The organism is Actinophytocola sp. (assembly GCF_045807065.1).
Lineage (GTDB): Bacteria > Actinomycetota > Actinomycetes > Mycobacteriales > Pseudonocardiaceae > Actinophytocola.
On sequence record NZ_JBJMIE010000219.1, the window covers coordinates 1 to 17,532 of the forward strand.

The following is a 17,532-nucleotide window of genomic DNA, read 5'->3' on the forward strand; positions in this document are numbered from 1 at the left end:
CCACCACAGTGCGAGGCCGAGGTTTTTCAGGGTCTCGGCCTCGGCCGGCTGGTCGTCGGCGTGGCGGGCGGCGGTCAGGGCGAGCTCGTGGGTGCGAATCCAGTCCTCGTTGTTGCCTCGCATCAGGAAGAAGTGCCACAACGCCCTGGCGAGCTGCCACGCGTGTTCGAAGAGGCCGGAGGTGACAGCCTGGTCGATGACGGAGATGAGGTTGACCCGCTCGCTGTCGAGCCAGTCCATCGCTTCAGCCCGGTCGGCCAGCACGGGGGCGTGGGCCGACGGGCTGGCCATCGAGAGCCCACTGGCTCGCCGGCTCGGTTCCAGGAGTTCGGCGGCCCCCTCCGCGGTGCACAGGTAATGGTCCAGTGTTCGGGTGAGCGCGGTGGTCACGCCATCCGTCGTCTCCTCGTCGAGCGCTGTCTGACGAGCGTGTTCACGGACCAGATCGTGGAGTCGGTATCGGCCGACGGCCGGCTGCTGCAGCAGGTGCGCGTCGACGAGATCTTCGAGAAGTCGCTCGGCCCGCGCGACCGGTAGCTGGGCGGTATCGGCGACGACCGGTGCGTCCATGTCCGCTCCGGGCAGCAGTCCGATCAGCCGGAAGACCTTCTGCTGCTCGGAGGTCAGTTTGTGGTAGGACAACGCGAACGCGGCCGCAACGCTGTGGCTGCCGGCACGCAGCTCACCGAGACGGTGGTGTTCACGACGCAGCCGTTCGTTGAGGTGCTCGGCGGTCCAGGCCTCACGCCTACGCAACCGGGCCGTGGCGATCCGGACGGCCAGCGGAAGCCGCCCGCACAGTCGCGATGTCTCCTCCGCGGCGGACCGATCGATGTGTACGCCCTCCCGGCCGAGGATCCGGCCGCACAGTTCGACAACGTCGCCGGTGGACAGCACATCCAGCGTCAGAATGTCGGCGTCCTCCACGTCCACCAAGCGGTGCCGGCTGGTGATGAGTGTCCGGCAGCCAGGATGCCCGGGGACCAGCGGCTGGGTCTGCCGTTCGTCGATCGCGTTGTCCAACACCACCAACACTTTCCGGCCGGCCACCGTGGACCGCCACAGCGAGGCGCGCTGCTCGACCGAGCAAGGCACCTGGTCGGCCGGCACGCCGACCGCCTGCAGCAGCAGGCCCAGTCCGGCCAGCGGCGTCACCGGATCAACGCCCGCGGTGTGGCCGTGCAGGTCGACGAACAGCTGGCCGTCCGGATACCGGTCGGCCAGCCGGTGCGCGGCGTGCACGGCCAGGGTCGTCTTGCCGACGCCGGCCATGCCGTTGATCACCGTGACCTCCGCCGGCGTGACCAGCAGACGACGTAGTTCGGCCGCGCGTCCGGTGAAGTCGTGGACCCCACGCGGCAGGTCGCAACGCGATCGCCAGGCGGCGGCCGGCGGCGCGGACACACGGACGGGCCGCTGTTGCGTGACGTCGACCAAGTTCCACAGGTGCAACAGGGTCGTCTCCTCGTGGGATCCGACTCCGCACGCCTTGGCGAAATAGCGAAGTACGCGCCCGTCGGTGGGCACGATCTTGCCTGTGCAGTAGCGGTGCAATGTGGACGAACTCAGGCCGGCACGGCGGGCCAATGCCTGATAACTGCGGCCGGACCGGACCTTGAGCTCTTCCATGAACTCGGCCAACCGGGCTACCGCTGATCCATCCCCATATCCAGCCTGTCCGTACACATGTTCCCCCTGCATGTGCATCCCCCCGGGCCGACTATCCCACGCCATCCGAACGAAGGCAACAGACCGGCAGGCCGGGCCCTTGTCCCGTCCCAGCTCGTCCCAGCGCGTCCCAGAAACGGTGCGGAGATGGCGCATCGGTCCAGGATCGAATGGACGGCGACTCCCGGCGGTCATGCCGACTCCTCGAAGGGATCCGGACATGGGTGAATTCTCGATCAAGGCCGCTGTGACGACCCGCGTCACACATGTCGACTCCGTCCAGAGAAACAAGTGATGACGGTGATCGTGGCCGGCGTCGAAGTATCCGCGAACACCGCGGATTGGACCGCACTCGCGACCATTGAGATCGCTGCCAGAATCATGCTGGCGGCACTGTTTCTCACGGCCGGCGTGAACAAGCTGAGAAGGCCGCTCGGCGCCGCGACGGCGGCCCTTCAGTTCAGGGTGGTCGGCCAGGCGACTCCCGGCGTCGGCTACACGTTGGGCACCGCGGAGGTCGTGATTGGGTTGCTGCTCGTCGGCCCGACTCCGGTGGCCGCGATCGGTTGCCTTGCCGCGGCCGCCCTCTCGCTCGGTTTCGTGGTCGTCTCGGTGCTGGCACTTCGCCGCGGCGAACGTTTCCCTTGCGGCTGCCTTTCCATTTCCGTGCGGGAGCACGTGTCCTGGCTGACGGTGGTCAGGGCCGGCGCCATGACGGTGAGTGCGGTGTTCGCCGGGTCGGTCGCCGTGTCGGCCGGCGGCGCGGCGGGCGACGCCTCACTCGACGCGGCGGCCGGCCTGGCCATCATCGCTCTCGGGCTGCCCGTGGCTGTCGTCATGACCTGGCGGATCCACCGTCACAACGTCCGGCACGGAGGCGCGTAGATGACGAACGTACTGCTGCTGTGCGCACTGGTATGGCTGTTCGTGCTCACGTTGCTGTTCACCACGGTCTCCCGCAACCTGATGCGGTTGGAGGACGGTCCGCGGCACCGGCCGGCCGAGCCCGATGACGAGGGTCAGCTGCCACCGGTGGTGGCGGATGTGCTGCGACAGGCGGGTTTCCCCGAAACCGACGACTTCACGGCCGCGATCTTCTCGCCCACCTGCCGGGTGTGCCTCGTTCAGGCGCGCAAGATCGGGACCAGCCGGTTCGACCGGGAACACACGGTGTTCCTGCTCACCGGGTCGCGGCATCGCGGTGTCGAACCGCTGCGCGCCGCGCTCGCGGCCACCGGCGCGCCGGTGCTGTCCGAACCGTTCGTCGACGACGTGATGGACGCGCTGGATGTGGACGACACCCCCTTCGCGTTCCGGGTCGTCGGCGGCCGTGTCATCGCCCGGTCCTACCTGCGCAGTGCGAAGAACTTCCGGACCCTGGTCGGGTTGACCAGAAACCCCGAACCCCGACTGAAGGAGAGGAGGTGAGGCACGTGCGTGCATACGAGCGACCAACACTGATCCGTTCCGGTGACTTCCGTTTCCGGACCAACGGCAGTGAATGCGCCCGCTGGGAGTGGATCGGCTACTTCTCCTGCTGAGCCGCGGCGACAGTTTCCGTTCGGGCGGGTGGCCGGACCTGGCCACCCGCCCGCGTCGGTGGTCTGGCAGGCGCCAGCCCCTGATCTGGGAGGGCGGCGGTCGCGTCATCGGCCGCCGCCCGGGTCGACGTCCCGTCCCTGTAACCACTGTCCGGCAAGGAGTACTCCCGTGGTTCCGCTCACCGCCCCCTGGTTCGTCGCGCTACCCGACACCGACGCCGCCGCGGTCGTGGCCACCGCGCTGCGCGCCACCCGGCCCGGGACCAGCGAGGTGGCACACAGTTCGGGGCGACCGTGGTTGCTCGGTCGCTGGACCACGACGCGGCTGGCCACCGCCCGTTCCGCGGACGGCGTGATCGCGGTGATCGGTGATCACGCCATGACCGACGAGCAGTTGGGCCGACACACCCGCCACGTGCGTTCTGTTGACGACCTGCACCGGATTCACGCCGCGGTCAGCGGGAGCGTGCACCTGCTCGCGTCGGTGGCCGGCACCGTTCGGTTGCAGGGCACGGCTTCAGGGCTGCGCCGGGTATTTCGGTGCGTGATCGGCGGGGTGCCGGTGGCCGGGGACAACGCGCTCGTACTGGCCTCGCTCGCCGGATCGTCGATTCTCCCGGAGCGGGTCGCCGCCCGCCTACTGCTGCCGAGCCTGCCATGGCCGCTGGGCTGGAACTCGGTGTGGGACCGGATCGTGGCCGTGCCACCGAGCCACCACGTCACGCTCTCGGCGACCGGCGCGGTGACGGAGGGACGCTGGTGGCGCCCGCCGTCGCCGGACCTGTCCCGCGACGAGGCCGCTCAGGCCCTGCGCTCGGCACTCACCGAGGCGGTACGCGTGCGCATCACACCGGACCGCACCGTCGTGTCGCATCTCAGCGGACTCGACTCGAGCTCCGTGTGTTCTCTGGCCGTGCGTTCCGGGGCCGAGGTGGTGGCCATGACCGCCGCCCAGCCGGACACCATGGACCACGACGTGCTCTGGGCCGGACGCACGGTCGAGGGACTGCGGCAGGCCGGGCACGAACTCGCGCACGAGATCATCTCCGCCGACGAGTGCCCGCTGGTCTACGCCGGCATGCTCGATGCACAGGACACCTTCGACGAGCCGTTCCTGCTGCTGCACAACCGAAGCCGCTTCCGGCACATCCTCGGCCGAGGCGAACGGCACCGACCGCGGGTGCACCTGATGGGGCTCGGCGGCGACGAGATGTGCACCGCGACCCCGCAATGGCTGCCCACCCTGCTGGCCCGATCGCCACTGCTGGGCCTGCGCCGGCTGCACCGGACGGCCAAACGCCGCTGCTGGTCCTATCGCGGCACCGCCACGAGCCTGCTCACCGGCCGCACCTACCCGGCGTGGCTGCGCTCCGCGCAACGCACCATCGACGGCCCTGGCGACGACGGCGACGACCGCGGTCCTCGCCTCGGCTGGGACATTTCTCCCGTCATGCCGGCGTGGGCCACCCCCGCCGCCCGCGCCGCGGTCCGCGACCAGCTGCGCGAAGCCGCCGCGTCGGCGGAGCCGCTCGGTCCCGGCCGCGGCACGCACTACAACATGCTGCTGGTGCACACGGGAGCACAGGCCATGCGCGGGTTCCGGCACCTGGCGGCGCAGGACGGCATCACCGTGTCGGCTCCGTTCTTCGACGACCACGTGCTGGCGGCTGCCCTGTCGTGCGGCGTCGCCGAGCGGTATGACCCGGAGCGGTACAAGCCGGTGCTGGTGGACGCGATGCGTGGCATCGTGCCCGCGCCGACGCTGGCCCGCACGAACAAGTCCGACACCGCCGCGAGTGCCGTGCTGGGCAGCCGGGCGCACCGCGACCAGATTCTCGGCCTCTGCGAGGACAGCGCGCTGGCCGATCTCGGCCTGATCGACCAGCGGGCCTTTCGCGAGGCCTGTCTCGGCCCGACCGACATACAGACCGCGAGCCGCCGGATCGAGCCGACGCTTTCTTGCGAGATGTGGCTGCGCAACAGGATGGAGGATGCCGATGTACACCTTGGCGCGTGACGTCAGCGCGGTGCCGACGGACTACGGGACCGTGCTGCTGGACGAGCGGCGCGGGGAGTACTTCACGCTCAACCCCACCGGTGAGCTGGTGCTCCGGTCGGCGCTGAGCTCCGGCGACGTCGCGGAGGCGGTGACCGCGCTGGTCGCCGAGTACTCGGTCGACCGCGCCACCGCTGAGCAGGACGCGCGGACCATCGTCGACCAGTTGGTCGACGCCGGACTTCTGGTGTCCACCCGGGACGGTTCACGGTGAGCGTCGGAACCACCACCGCCACGTCGCGGCACAACCGCCTCGTCGTGCACGGCATTGTGCTGGTGGCCAGGATATTGGCCAGGTGCTCGCCGCGCGTGCTCACCCGCGTGCTCGGCCGGGTGCGGCTGGGTGCGCGGCCCGCCGGATACCACCAAGCCGCCGAGGCGCGGGCGATGGTCACCGTGGTGAGCGCGCGGTGCCGGAGCCCTCGCGGATGCCTGCCGAGGTCGATCGCCACCGCCCTCCTGTGTCGCACGACCGGGAGCTGGCCCACGTGGTGCGTCGGTGTGCGGGTGACACCGCCGTTCGGGGCGCACGCCTGGGTCAACGCCGAGGGCCGAGACGTGGAGGAGCCCTACCCGGACGGCTACCACCGCGTACTCCTCCGGGTGCCGCCGACGTCCACAACCACGGGAGCTCATGGTGACTGACCCACATCCCAACGCCGAACCGACGGTGCCCGCGCCACGCTCGTGCCCCTACCAACCGCCGGCCGTGTACGAGAAGCTCCGCGCCGAGGCGCCGCTGGCGCGGGTGCGGCTCATGTGCGGCGATCCGGCCTGGCTCGTGACCCGATACGCCGAGGCGCGGGCCCTACTCGCCGACCCACGGCTCTCCTCGGACCACACGAGTCCGCACTACCCGGAGATCGGCCGCCTCCCCGGCATGCCACGCCAGACCCCTGAGCAGATCCGGGAATGGGTGACCTTCTCGGAGATGGACGACCCACAGCACTCGATCCACCGGCGCACGGTGATTCCCGCGTTCAGCGTGCGTCGGGTGCGGGCCATGCGTCCCGGCCTCCAACAGGACGCGGACACGCTGGTCGACCGCATGCTGGCCGGACCAGGTCCGGTCGATCTGGTGCCGGCGTTGGCCGCCCCGTTCCCGCCGATGATGTACAGCAGACTGTTCGACGTCCCCGCGGCCGACCGCGCCGAGTTCGAGGAGCACGCCCGGCGCGGGGTGGCCGACCACGCCGGCTCCGGCGAGGCGATGATGTGGGTCCAGCACTACCTGGACCGGTTGCTCCAGGCCAGGCGCGAGCATCCCGGCGAGGACCTGCCCAGCATCGCGGTGGTCAACCTGCCCCGGGCCGTCGGCATGACCCACCGACAGTTGGTCGAGACGGTCACCATGCTGGTGGTGGCCGGCAACGAGTCCATGCTCAACATGATCGCCCTTGGCGCGCTGACCCTGCTGGAGAACCCGGCCCAACTGGCGGCGCTGCGCGCGGATCCGGCCATCGTCCCGACGGCGGTGGAGGAACTGCTGCGCTACCTGTCCATCGCGGACACCGCCAAGCGCTGGGCCACCACCGACATCCAGGTCGGGGACCAGCTGATCCGAGCCGGGGACGCGGTGCTGGTGTCCACACTGTCCGCCAACCGGGACGAGTCGGTCTTCCCCGACGCGGACCGGCTCGACGTGCGCCGAACCGGCCAGCACCACCTGGCCTTCGGCTACGGGGTGCACCAATGTCTGGGGCACAGCCTCACCAGGCTCGCGTTGGAGGTCGTGTTCGAAACACTGGTCCGGCGAGTGCCCGACCTCCGCCTTGCCACGCCCGCCGCGGAGTTGGTGGCCGACGGCGGGGTCGGCATGCGGCGGATCGCGACACTTCCGGTCGCCTGTTCATGACTCCGGCGGCATTCCCGATGGCCCGGGTCTGTCCCTACCGGCTGCCGCCCGGCTACACCGGGCTGCGTGCGGCCGGACCGGTGACCAGGGTGTCACTCGGCGGCGGTGAGTGGGTGTGGGTGGTCACCGATCACGACGAGGTCCGCGCTCTGCTCACTGATCCGCGGATGTCCTCCGACTCGACCAATCCCGCTCACCCGGAGCTGGGGTTGCCCCCGGGAGCTCCACGCCCGACACCGGCACAGCGGCTGGCAGTCCAGACCTTCGTCGAGATGGACGATCCGGGGCACCGCGCGCAACGGCGGATGGTGATCCCGTACTTCACGGTGCGCCGGGCCCGTCGGCTGCGCGACCACATCCAGCGGACGACGGACCGCCTACTGGATCGGATGCTGGCCGGCACCGATCCGGCTGACCTGGTCACCGCCTTGGCCGTCCCGCTCCCCGCGTTCACCCTGTGCCGAATCTTCGGTGTGCCTCAACGCGATCACCGCTTCTTCGTGACACACGCCGCCGTACCGGTGCGGTCCAAGAAGGACGCTGGTCCAGCGTTCTCCGCACTGGCCGACTACATCGACGGTCTGTTGGAGGACCCCGCCACCGCGCGCGGGGACCATCTGCTCGGCGAACTGGCCCGACGGGTCGAGGCGGCGGAACTGGCCAGGACACGGGCGGTGGACATGGTCATGATGCTGCTCGTCGCCGGGCACGAGACCACCGCGAACACCATCGCGCTCGGGACGCTGACCCTGCTGGCGCACCCCGGCAGCTGGTCCGCGGCCCCCCTGCCGGCCGTTGTCGAGGAGGTCCTGAGGCATTCCTCGGTGGCGGACACCGTGCCCAGGGTGGCCGTCGACGACGTCGAGATCGGCGGTCAGCGGATCCGGGCCGGCGACGGCGTCATCCTGCTGCTGGCCGCGGCCAACCGCGACGAGGCCGTCTTCCCGGCCGCCGACGACTTCGACCCACGCCGACCCCATCCGCGTCACCTGAGCTTCGGGTACGGCCCGCACCAATGCCTCGGGCAGAACCTGGCGCGCGTGGAGGTGGAGGTCGTGCTCTCCACCCTGCGGCGCCGAGTTCCCGCGCTGCGCCTGGCCCGGCCGGCGCACCAGATCCCGGTGAAACCGGCACTGGGCCTGCAGGGCGTGACCGAACTGCCGGTCGCCTGGCGGTGACCACGGTGGACAAACGAGCGAAGGGGACATCCGTGCCGACCGACTCCGAACCGGCTCCCTGGCGGGCGTTGCTGTCACGGGTACGGCCCCACCGGTGGGCCATCGTTCTTGGCGGTGCGCTCGGGCTGCTGGGCGGCACCGCCGGGCTGGCACAACCTCTTGTCGCCAAACAGGTTGTGGATGTCCTGGGCGGCGACGGACCGGCCGCGGAGCCGATCGTGCTGCTCACCGTGCTGATCGTGGTCGGCGCCGCCGTCACCGCGGCCGGTCGGTACGTGCTGGAGCGCACCGCGGAGAACGTCGTGCTGGCCGAGCGCCATCGGCTCATCGGCCGGCTGCTGCGGCTGAAGGTGAGCGCGCTCGAGCGCCAGGAGCCCGGCGACCTGATCTCCCGTGCCACCTCGGACATCACCCTGCTGCGCGCGGCGTGCACCCAAGGCGTGGTCAACGGCATCACCAGCGCGGTCATGGTGTTGGCCACGGTGACGATGATGGCCGTCACCGACGTGGTCCTGCTGGCGACGACCCTCACCGTGCTGATCGTGACCGGCAGCGTGACCAATGTGATCATGCCCCGCATATCCAGGGCCAACCAGCGGGCGCAGATCGCGATCGGTGAGATGGGCACGGTGCTCGAACGCGCCCTCGGCGCGTTCCGCACGGTCAAGGCCAGCGGCGCCGAGCAGCGCGAGACCAGCGCGGCCGGCGCGTCGGCCGCGAACGCCTGGCGGCACGGGATCAGCGCGGCGCGCTGGCAGGTGGCAGCCGCAGTGTCGGGCTCGCTCTCGGTGCAGGTCGCGTTCCTGGTCGTGCTCGGCCTTGGCGGTGCGCGGGTGGCGTCCGGATCGTTGGGCCTGTCCTCGCTGATCGCTTTCCTGCTGTACGTCCTCTACCTGGCCGCACCGGTGTCGCAGGTCATCGCGGCGACCGGCGCGTGGCAGGGCGGCCTGGCCGCGATCCGGCGGCTGCGCGAGGTGGAACAGCTGCCGGCCGAGTTCGTTGACCACTCCGGCGCGCACACGGAGAAGGCCACCGCGCCGGCCTCGATGACGTTGTCCGGCGTGTCGTTCGCATACCGCGAGGACCACCCTCCTGTGCTCGATCGTGTCGACCTCGCCGTGCCGGCCGGCGGTGTCACGGCCGTCGTCGGAACGTCCGGCGCCGGCAAGACCACGTTGTTCGCATTGCTGGAGCGCTTCTACGACGTAGAGCGTGGTGTGGTCGCGGTGGACGGCCGTGACGTCCGGCAGTGGCCGCTGCACGAACTGCGCGCCACCATCGGCTACGTCGAGCAGGATGCGCCGGTCCTGGCCGGAACCCTGAGGGACAACCTGCGGTACGCCACGCCCGAGGCGACCGACGAGGACATCGCCACCGCCCTGGCGCAGGCCGGCCTGACCGGACTTCTCGACCAGCTTCCACAGGGACTGGACACGCCGATCGGGCACCGGGGCAACACCTTGTCCGGCGGGCAGCGTCAGCGTGTCGCGGTGGCCCGCGCGCTGTTGCGCCGACCCCGCCTGCTGCTGCTCGACGAGATCACCTCCCAGCTGGACGCGGTCAACGAGCAGACGCTGCGCCAGGTGGTGGCGGAGGTGGCCAAGCACACCACGGTGGTCGTGATCGCCCACCGCCTGTCCACCGTGGTCAACGCGGACCGGATCGTCGTGCTCGAGCAGGGGCGCATTCGCGCCGTGGGCACCCATGAGACGCTGTTGGCGACCGACGACCTGTATCGGAACCTGGCCGCGGGCCAACTGCTGAGCCCGCCCGCGGGAGCGCTGCCGTGATCTATGTCGCCAACATCAGCGGCGACACCGTGACCGTGCTGGACAGCTCGAACCACACAGAGCTGGCGAGGATCACCGTCGGCCAGAACCCGTACTCGCTCGCCGCGACTCCGGACGGAAGCCGCGTGTACGTGACGAACTTCGGCGCGGACTCGATGTCGGTCATCGACACGGCCACCGCCGAGGTCGTCGGCACCATCGACGTCGGAGGGAGTCCCGGCGGTGTGGTCCTCGCGCCGGGGTGCCGACACGCCTACGTCACCAACTACACCGGCGCGAACATGTCCGTCGTCGACCTCCGATGCAACGCTGTGATCGCCACGATCCCCACCGGTAAGGGTCCGGCCATGCCCGCGGTGTCCCCGTGCGGCCGGCACGTGTACGTCACCGCGTTCGAGAGCAATGAGGTGACGGTGATCGACGTCCGGCACAACACCGTCACCGCGATCATTCCGGTCGGCGAGCACCCCAACGGCGTCGCGGTCAGCCCGAACGGCGAGTCGGCTTACGTGACGAACTCGGCCGAGGACGACAGCACGGTGTCGGTGATCGACATGTCCACATTGGCGGTGACCAAGACGATCGCGGTAGAGCAGGGACCGTTCGGCATCGCGATGTCTCCTGCTGGCGACCATGTCTACGTGACTCACTTCTACCGTGACTCGGTGCTGGCCATCGACACCAACACCGGCGAACCCGTGGGCCGGGTGTCGGTTGGGAACCGCCCCGAGAGCATTCACATGACTCCGGATGGCAGTCGGCTCGCCGTGAGCAATCGCGGCAGCAGGAACCTGTCGATCATCGACACCGCCACCTTGACGGTCCAAGCCACCGTGCCGGTCCCCGAACCCGGCGGCGTCGCGATGACGGATGTCATCAGCCACCGTGGAGATGTGCGCGCGCGTTCGAACATTTCCTCGACGTGATGGTCCGATGAGCTTCGCCGAGTCGGCCTGGAGCGCGGTTCCAACGTTGCCGGTGGTCCGTTTCTCCAGGCCGCTCGCCAAACCCGCCGTGCGCTGAGCTGCTCGGACCCGAAACTGTCCAGTGAGGACATCGCCCTGGGCTACAAACAACTCCTCGAAGTCGAACGCGGCTGGCGGGACATGAAACAGATCATCGACCTGCGGCCGGTTGACCGCCGCCGGGAGGAACCCATCCGGGCTCACGTCCTGCTGTGCTGGCTGGCGCTGCTGCTCATCCGGATCGCCGATACCACCACCGGACAGACTTGGCCATCGATCCGCGACGAACTGCAACGCCTACACCTGGGCACGTTCACCGGCTCCGCCGGCACCTTCCGGCAACGCACCGAGATCACCCCCATCCAACGCAAGATCCTCGCCGCCCTCACCCTCGACGAAACCTCGCCGCGTCCACGAAGCAACTCCCGCGACACATTGACCAGCACCAACACCACCGACTAGTGACACGCCCTGTCGCCGAGCAACCCTCAGCAGATACATGCCTCGGAAGCCTGAACCTGACTGCCTTCGCCAGCCGACTCGGGCTACACAAAAGAAGTTGATTACGCAATCAGGGACTGTGCCGAAAACTTGACAGACTCTCGACGGGGCATCGCAGGTGCGATTTCCGAGCCGGTGGGTCGGTGTTGCCGATAGCGTCGCTGGTATGGCGCATACCCACGACAACATCGACTGGTCGGCTCGGCTCGCCGCGTTGCGGCGGGCTGATGACCTCGACGCCGAGAGCAACCGTGAGGTTGCGGAGCGGCTTGTTGGCGTTCTTCGTGCTGGTGCCGCAGCCGTTGTTGTTGACGTTGGTTCCGGTGGTGGTGGCATGAGTGCCGCGTTCGCTCGTGCGCTTGCCGCTCGTGGTGGTGGGCGGGTTGTGCTCAGCGACGCGGTTGCCGAGTTGCTTGACGCTGCCACGGCGCATGTTCGTGACGTGGCCGTCGGCACGCCGGTGGTCGTCGACTCCGTTCGGGCGGACGCGTCCAGTGACCGGCTGGCCGATCTGCTGCCCGCGGCGGATCTCGTGTGGGCCTCACGCGTGGTGCATCACCTCCCTGACCAGCAACGGGCGATCGACGAGTTGGCGCGGGTGCTCGCGCCGGGCGGCTGGTTGGCGCTGCGCGAGGGCGGGCTCGCGACCAGGTGCCTGCCGTGGGACCTGGGCATCGGCGAGCCGGGACTCGGCGACCGGTTGACCGCGGCACGCGACCGCTGGTTCGTCGGGATGCGTGCGGGCATGCCCGGTGTCAAGTCCCTGCCCGTCGGCTGGAACAAGGCGCTCGAGGCCGCCGGGCTGACCGACGTCTTCTCGTTCAGCTACGTGATCGACCACCCCGCTCCGGCATCCGAGGAGGTCCGGCAGTCCGTCGTGGACTGGGTCGCCTGGCTGGCCAAGGCCGGTGAGGACCAGCTCTCCGACAGCGACCGGAAGACGGTGGCCCGCCTGCTCGACCCGGCGGACGAGGCGTACGTCGGTGCCCGGGACGACGTGTTCGTCCTCGGCGCGTCGACTGTTCACCTGGGACAGCGGCCTGCCTGACGTAGGCTTGCGCGCCATGGTCGACGAGCCTGGCCCGGCGTCTGTGAACTGCGCGCGTTGTGGCCGGTCCCGTGCGGACGCACCGACCGCGGAGGCACTCGCATGGGTGATGACCCATGACGAGCGCGGCCGCAGCTGGCTGTGCCTCGGGTGCGCACGCACCCATGTACGTGACATCGAGGGAAAGCTTCCCGACGAGTACTGGTGATGGCTGGTGCCATCAGCGACGTGAATCATGTTCGGCTCCGATCGTGGATATGCGTGAATGCCGGGTGTGGGCGGTCCGGCTGATATTTGGGGGTCGTGGTCAGCCGTGGTCGGAATGTGTTGTCAGCTCGCCCGGCGTTGGGTTCTCGCCGCTGCTTTCGCGTAGGCCGCGAGCAGTTCTCGCACGGGGTCGGTCGGGTCGGCGTACAGGCGTTGCGGGTCGGTGCGCACGAGCGTGACGCCCGCCGCCGCCCAGGTACGTGGGTCGTGGTGGCGCGCCTGTGTGCCCACGTTCCATGCCACCGACACCTCCGGCCACCACGCGTCGGGGACGCCCAGCAGCATCCCCGTGGTGTCGTAGACGGGGGTGTGCCAGAGGGGCGGAGGTAGGGCCGATGTGCGCAGGGCGCGTTTCGCCAGCGCGTCCGTCACCTGGAGCACGTCGTTCGTGGACAGGTCCGCGGACAGCAGCTCACGGACCGCCGCCGAGCCGCGTTGGTTGCCCGCGTTCAGCTCGGCCCGCAGCGCGGCCGTCGTGCACGAAGCCGCCGCCGCGGTCAGCAGGGCACGCAGCTGACCGTGGTCGGCCGCGCGCCTGGCCGCGTCCAAGGTGGCTCGGGCCAGCGGCGCGTACGGCAGGTCGGCGAGGACCACCGGTTTCGGTGGTCTGCTCGTTCGCTCCACCGTCAGGTACGAGCTGCTCGCCAGCCGCCGACGTGCGGGCACCAGGATCAGCACGTCCGGCGACGGCGGCACGTCCACTCCGTGCGCCCGTACCGCGTCGATGCCCGACACCACCGAGTCCGGACCCGCGTAGGCGATCGCGGCCCGTAGGCGCTGCCGACGCGTCGGGTGGGTCGCGCTCGTCAGCACGACGCCACGCAGGAGGCGCTGCCACGGACCAGACGGCCGGCAGCGCATGGCGATCGCCTGGCTGGTCATGCCGTGTGCCCGCAGCTCGGCGACGGTGACCACCTGGTCGGTGAGGGAGAGGTCTTGGCGCATGTCTGGGTCGTCGGCGTGCGGGGGCGGGGGCTGAAGGGGTGGGGCGAAGGTGGGGATGGGGAGTGCGAGCGAATGGGACTTTCGTGCGGTCCGGGGCCTACGTCAGTCCGCGAAGCCCGGCTGCCAACGCACGATCAGCTCGCGCACCGGCAGCTCCGCGTCCAGCTGGCAAAGGATGCCGGTCGACCCGCCGAGCACCCGGTGCAGCAGCAGGTACTGCGGCGGCAGGTTCAGCGACCGCCCGGTGCGGAAGTCCTGGCCGCGCATGTTGCTGACCCGCATGGCCTGCTTCTGCATCCACTGCCGGGTGAAGTGGAACGTCTCCGACTTCAGCGGCTCCACGAACGGCGCCAGGTACGCGTACACGTGCTCGGCCTCCGGCTGCTGCCGCGCGTCCGCCCGGATGAAGTGCTCCTCCCGCAGCAGCTCCAGCAGCTCGCACGACCGGCCTTCCAGCGCGAGTCGCATCATCCGCCCGTGCGTGGGCGGCAGGCCGTTCGGCAGCTGCGCCACGGCGCCGAAGTCGATCACGCACAGCTTGCCGTCCGCGGTGAGCATGAAGTTCCCGGGATGCGGGTCGGAGTGCAGCAGCCCGACCCGTGCCGGGGACGAGTAGTGGAACTCGGCGAGCCGGAAGCCGGCCAGGTCACGCTCCGCGCGGTCGCCTTCGCGGATCACCGCCGCCAGCGGCTTGCCCTCCATCCATTCGCTGACCAGCACTTTTGGTGCGCTGGCCACGACCTTCGGGATCACGACGTGCTCGTCGCCGTGGAAAGCCTTCGCGAACGCGCGCTGGTGCTGGGCCTCCGACCGGTAGTCGAGCTCCTCGCTCATCCGGTCGGTCAGCTCCTGGAGCAGCGGCTTGACCTCGGTGCCCGGCACGACCGCCTGGAAGAGCCTGCTGAAGCGTTGCAACTGGCGCAGATCGGACATCAACGCCTGGTCGGCGCCGGGGTACTGGACCTTCACGGCCACCGGGCGGCCGTCGTGCCAGACCGCCCGGTGCACCTGGCCGATGCTCGCGGCGGCCGCGGGCTCGTCGTCGAAGGACGCGAACCGCTCCTCCCACCCACGGCCGAGTTGCTCGGCGAGCACCCGGCGCGCGGTCTGGCTGCTCATCGGGGGCGCGGCCGACTGGAGCTTGGTCAAGGCCTCCCGGTAGGGCTCGGCCATGTCGTTCGGGATCGCCGCCTCGAACACGGACAGTGCCTGACCGAACTTCATGGCACCGCCCTTGAGGGTGCCGAGCACGGCGAACAGCTGCTCGGCTGTCTTGGCGGACAGCTCGGCGCTCACCTGCTCGGCGTTCTGCCCGGCCAGGCGTTTCCCCCAGCCGCCGACCGCCCGGCCGGCCGCTCCCAGGGGGATGCTGGCGAGCCGCGCGGTGCGTGCGGCCGTCTTACGAGGCATCTCCGTCACCACACAATTGTCTCAACTCCGTGCCGTGATCCGCAGCCTCTTTGGGGTAGTGCGGTTGGTCTCCATCCCTTTTCCTGGCTACCCCGCACTCACAGCTCGCATGTGGTGACCAGCCGCGATGCCGGGTGGTCGCGCTCGGGAGGTCCAGTTCGACACTCACCTCACACGTCGCGGGTGGCTTTGACCCGCCACGCAGCCACGCCACCGCGTCGAGCACCTGCGTGACCGCGAACGCAGCGGTCGCGTGCGTCCCGGCCAGGTCGGTGAGCTGGGTCTGACCAGCGAGTTGGGCGGCGAGCTGCGGCCAGCACCCGTCCCGGTCGCAGCGGTGCAGGTCGGCGCAGCGCAGGCAGCTCGTGAGACCCGGCACGACCAGGGGGCCGACGATGCCGACCGTGTCCCGCACGCGGACCAGCAGGTGCGGCATCGCCGCGCCGGTCAGGATGTCGACCTCCTCCGGTTTCGGCACGAGCGCGTCGGCGAGTACCACCAGGTCGGGGCCCTGCGCGGCGGTGAACGGGACGGTGCGCACGGTCGGGGCGACCCTGCGGAGCGCCCGCCGCGCGGCGACCAGGCGCGGCATGCCGACCTGGTCGGGGAGGTAGCCGCTGCCGATGTCCTCCGGCTGGACCGTGCCCGTCGCGGACACGTGCACCCAGCCGACGCCGGCCCCCGCGAGCAGGCAGCCGATGGTCACTGCCAGCCGCCCGTTCCCGCGAACGGCGACGCCCAGCTCAGTTCGCTCGATCGGGTGGACATTGTCGCGAAGTGCGTGGACTGCCGACGCCCGGGCCTCGCCGGGATGGTGGGCCGGCGTGCTGGCCGCGTCCTCGAGGAACCCCTGGTCGAGCAGCACGTCGAGGAGTTCGGCGAAGCCGTCGCGGTCGGCCGGGGGCACGCTCGTCAGCAGGTCGGTGACCGTGCGGTGACCGGTGAGCCGCTGGGCGGCCGACACCACCGAGTCCGGCAGGTTCTCGACCACCGCGGCGTGCCGTGGATCGAGGCCTATCTGCAGCTCACACGGCCTGCGCCGGAGGATCGGCAGGCCGGCGACCACCCGCGGACGGGCCGGCAGCTGTTTCGTCATGTGGACAGGTTCACCCACGATCGGGCGGCGACGAAATCGTTATCCACAGGGTTGCCCAGGTACCCGGGGCCCTTGTCGGGGAACCCACTCCGATTTGTCGGTGCGGAGTCGTAACGTGACAGCCGTGGCCGAATCCAGAGTCGAGGTGCGACGCAGCAAGCGCCGCACGCGCACCGTGACCGCGTATCGCGATGGCGACACGCTGGTCGTGTTGATCCCTGCCCGGCTGTCCAAGGCCGAGGAGGCGCATTGGGTCGCCGAGATGCAGCGGAAGCTGCTGAAGGGCGAGCCGCGGAAGCTGCCGTCGGCGAAGCCGTCGGACGAGACGCTGTTACGACGATGTGCTGAGCTGTCGGCCAAGCATCTGCGGGGACGGGCTGTGCCCAAGAGCGTGCGATGGGTGCCCCCCATGCGGACGCGGTGGGCGTCCTGCACGCCTGCGGACGGGACGATTCGGGTGAGTGAGCACCTGAAGTCCGTGCCCGGGTGGGTGCTTGATTACGTGCTGGTGCACGAATTGGCGCATTTGCTCGTGCCTGCGCATAATGCGAAGTTCTGGGAGTTGGTTCGCGAGTATCCGCGGACTGATCGGGCTATTGGGTATTTGGAGGGGTTGTCAGCGGCTGCTGGGTTGGGGGTGGTGGCTGAGGACTGATGCTGGTCTCGTGACCGGGTGGTGGGGTGGGTGGGGGAGGGGTGTGGGCTGGGGCTGGGCGGGTGGTTGGGTTGGGTGGGAGCGCTTCAGGGTTGGTGTGGGTTTTGCTTGGCCAGTTTGGGTGATTGGGGAGGTTTGCTTGAGCTGTTCGGGGGCTTCGGGGTGTAGCGAGGGCTTCTGGCGGCTTGGGTTGGGGCTTGGGTTGGCTCGGTGGCTTGATCCCGCGAGCTGAGGCTGCTGGGTTGAGCCTGTGGACGGGGTCATCTGGTGATTGGCTCGACGGCTTTGGGGCTGTTGCCTCGTAGCTGAGGGCTTTGGCTGGGTGACTGCGCTTGTCTTCGGGCTCCTGTGGGCCGAGGCGCTGGTTTCTTGAGCCTGTTGGAGGCGCGCGGCTTGTCTGCGCTGCTCGGCGGCTTGGAACCTTGGTTCCGGTCACCTCCGGGTGGCTCGTGGGTCCGGAGCCGTGGTGGTCGGCCGCGGTGGTGGTCGGGTGGGGTGGTCTTGATGCGCTGAAGGGGCCCTTCGGGGCGTTGGACGTCCCAAGGGCCCCTTCAGGG

At 69.7% G+C, this 17,532-nt stretch carries 17 protein-coding genes; 12 read left to right on the forward strand and 5 right to left on the reverse strand.

The window, feature by feature from the left end; translation table 11 throughout:
* A partial coding sequence (locus ACJ73U_RS12935) for an ATP-binding protein (RefSeq protein ID WP_407777830.1) occupies positions 1–1,890 on the reverse strand: 1,890 nt, incomplete at its 3' end.
* Between the two features lie 72 nt (positions 1,891–1,962).
* Here ACJ73U_RS12935 and ACJ73U_RS12940 point away from each other — a divergent pair.
* The 10 genes from ACJ73U_RS12940 to ACJ73U_RS12985 all read left to right on the forward strand — a co-directional run bounded on the left by ACJ73U_RS12940 (position 1,963) and on the right by ACJ73U_RS12985 (position 11,515).
* A complete protein-coding gene (locus ACJ73U_RS12940; RefSeq protein WP_407777831.1) occupies positions 1,963–2,553 on the forward strand; it encodes a MauE/DoxX family redox-associated membrane protein in 591 nt (196 codons plus the stop codon).
* Positions 2,554–3,096: a hypothetical protein gene (locus ACJ73U_RS12945; protein WP_407777832.1), complete on the forward strand. Its 543-nt coding sequence runs from the start codon at positions 2,554–2,556 to the stop codon at positions 3,094–3,096.
* Positions 3,097–3,378: 282 nt separating this feature from the next.
* A complete protein-coding gene (locus tag ACJ73U_RS12950) occupies positions 3,379–5,226 on the forward strand; it encodes an asparagine synthase-related protein (RefSeq protein ID WP_407777833.1) in 1,848 nt (615 codons plus the stop codon).
* The gene (locus ACJ73U_RS12955; RefSeq protein WP_407777834.1) at positions 5,207–5,479 is read left to right on the forward strand and encodes a lasso peptide biosynthesis PqqD family chaperone; all 273 of its coding nucleotides are present in this window, start codon (positions 5,207–5,209) and stop codon (positions 5,477–5,479) included. Before ACJ73U_RS12950 ends, ACJ73U_RS12955 begins: the two co-directional genes overlap by 20 nt.
* Complete coding sequence (locus ACJ73U_RS12960) at positions 5,476–5,910, forward strand: lasso peptide biosynthesis B2 protein (RefSeq protein ID WP_407777835.1); 435 nt, start codon at positions 5,476–5,478, stop codon at positions 5,908–5,910. The genes ACJ73U_RS12955 and ACJ73U_RS12960 overlap by 4 nt, the downstream gene beginning before the upstream one ends.
* Positions 5,903–7,120: a cytochrome P450 gene (locus ACJ73U_RS12965; protein ID WP_407777836.1), complete on the forward strand. Its 1,218-nt coding sequence runs from the start codon at positions 5,903–5,905 to the stop codon at positions 7,118–7,120. Before ACJ73U_RS12960 ends, ACJ73U_RS12965 begins: the two co-directional genes overlap by 8 nt.
* Positions 7,117–8,298 (forward strand): cytochrome P450, encoded by a 1,182-nt coding sequence (locus tag ACJ73U_RS12970; RefSeq protein ID WP_407777837.1) that lies wholly within the window; start codon positions 7,117–7,119, stop codon positions 8,296–8,298. Before ACJ73U_RS12965 ends, ACJ73U_RS12970 begins: the two co-directional genes overlap by 4 nt.
* A gap of 5 nt (positions 8,299–8,303) precedes the next feature.
* On the forward strand, positions 8,304–10,088 hold the full coding sequence (locus ACJ73U_RS12975; protein WP_407777838.1) for an ABC transporter ATP-binding protein: 1,785 nt from the start codon (positions 8,304–8,306) through the stop codon (positions 10,086–10,088).
* Positions 10,089–10,123: 35 nt separating this feature from the next.
* The gene (locus ACJ73U_RS12980) at positions 10,124–11,014 is read left to right on the forward strand and encodes a glutaminyl-peptide cyclotransferase (RefSeq protein WP_407777845.1); all 891 of its coding nucleotides are present in this window, start codon (positions 10,124–10,126) and stop codon (positions 11,012–11,014) included.
* A gap of 180 nt (positions 11,015–11,194) precedes the next feature.
* Positions 11,195–11,515: a hypothetical protein gene (locus ACJ73U_RS12985; RefSeq protein ID WP_407777839.1), complete on the forward strand. Its 321-nt coding sequence runs from the start codon at positions 11,195–11,197 to the stop codon at positions 11,513–11,515.
* 109 nt (positions 11,516–11,624) lie between these two features.
* Here ACJ73U_RS12985 and ACJ73U_RS12990 read toward each other — a convergent pair whose 3' ends face one another.
* Entirely contained in the window at positions 11,625–11,987 is a 363-nt protein-coding gene (locus ACJ73U_RS12990; protein WP_407777846.1) for a hypothetical protein, read from the reverse strand.
* Between ACJ73U_RS12990 and ACJ73U_RS12995 the strand changes: the two genes are divergently transcribed.
* Positions 11,889–12,602 carry a class I SAM-dependent methyltransferase gene (locus ACJ73U_RS12995; RefSeq protein WP_407777840.1) on the forward strand — a complete coding sequence of 238 codons (714 nt, stop codon included), beginning with the start codon at positions 11,889–11,891 and terminating at the stop codon, positions 12,600–12,602. The genes ACJ73U_RS12990 and ACJ73U_RS12995 overlap by 99 nt on opposite strands.
* A 330-nt stretch (positions 12,603–12,932) precedes the next feature.
* Here the strand turns inward: ACJ73U_RS12995 and ACJ73U_RS13000 are convergent, their stop codons facing one another.
* The 3 genes from ACJ73U_RS13000 to ACJ73U_RS13010 form a co-directional block, all read right to left on the reverse strand.
* Positions 12,933–13,814 (reverse strand): hypothetical protein, encoded by an 882-nt coding sequence (locus tag ACJ73U_RS13000; RefSeq protein ID WP_407777841.1) that lies wholly within the window; start codon positions 13,812–13,814, stop codon positions 12,933–12,935.
* A gap of 102 nt (positions 13,815–13,916) precedes the next feature.
* Positions 13,917–15,224, reverse strand: coding sequence for an ABC1 kinase family protein (locus ACJ73U_RS13005; protein ID WP_407777842.1), 1,308 nt, complete (start codon positions 15,222–15,224; stop codon positions 13,917–13,919).
* Complete coding sequence (locus ACJ73U_RS13010; RefSeq protein WP_407777843.1) at positions 15,214–16,320, reverse strand: hypothetical protein; 1,107 nt, start codon at positions 16,318–16,320, stop codon at positions 15,214–15,216. Before ACJ73U_RS13010 ends, ACJ73U_RS13005 begins: the two co-directional genes overlap by 11 nt.
* 124 nt (positions 16,321–16,444) lie before the next feature.
* Between ACJ73U_RS13010 and ACJ73U_RS13015 the strand changes: the two genes are divergently transcribed.
* Entirely contained in the window at positions 16,445–16,975 is a 531-nt protein-coding gene (locus ACJ73U_RS13015) for a M48 family metallopeptidase (protein ID WP_407777844.1), read from the forward strand.
* Positions 16,976–17,532: the final 557 nt, after the last annotated feature.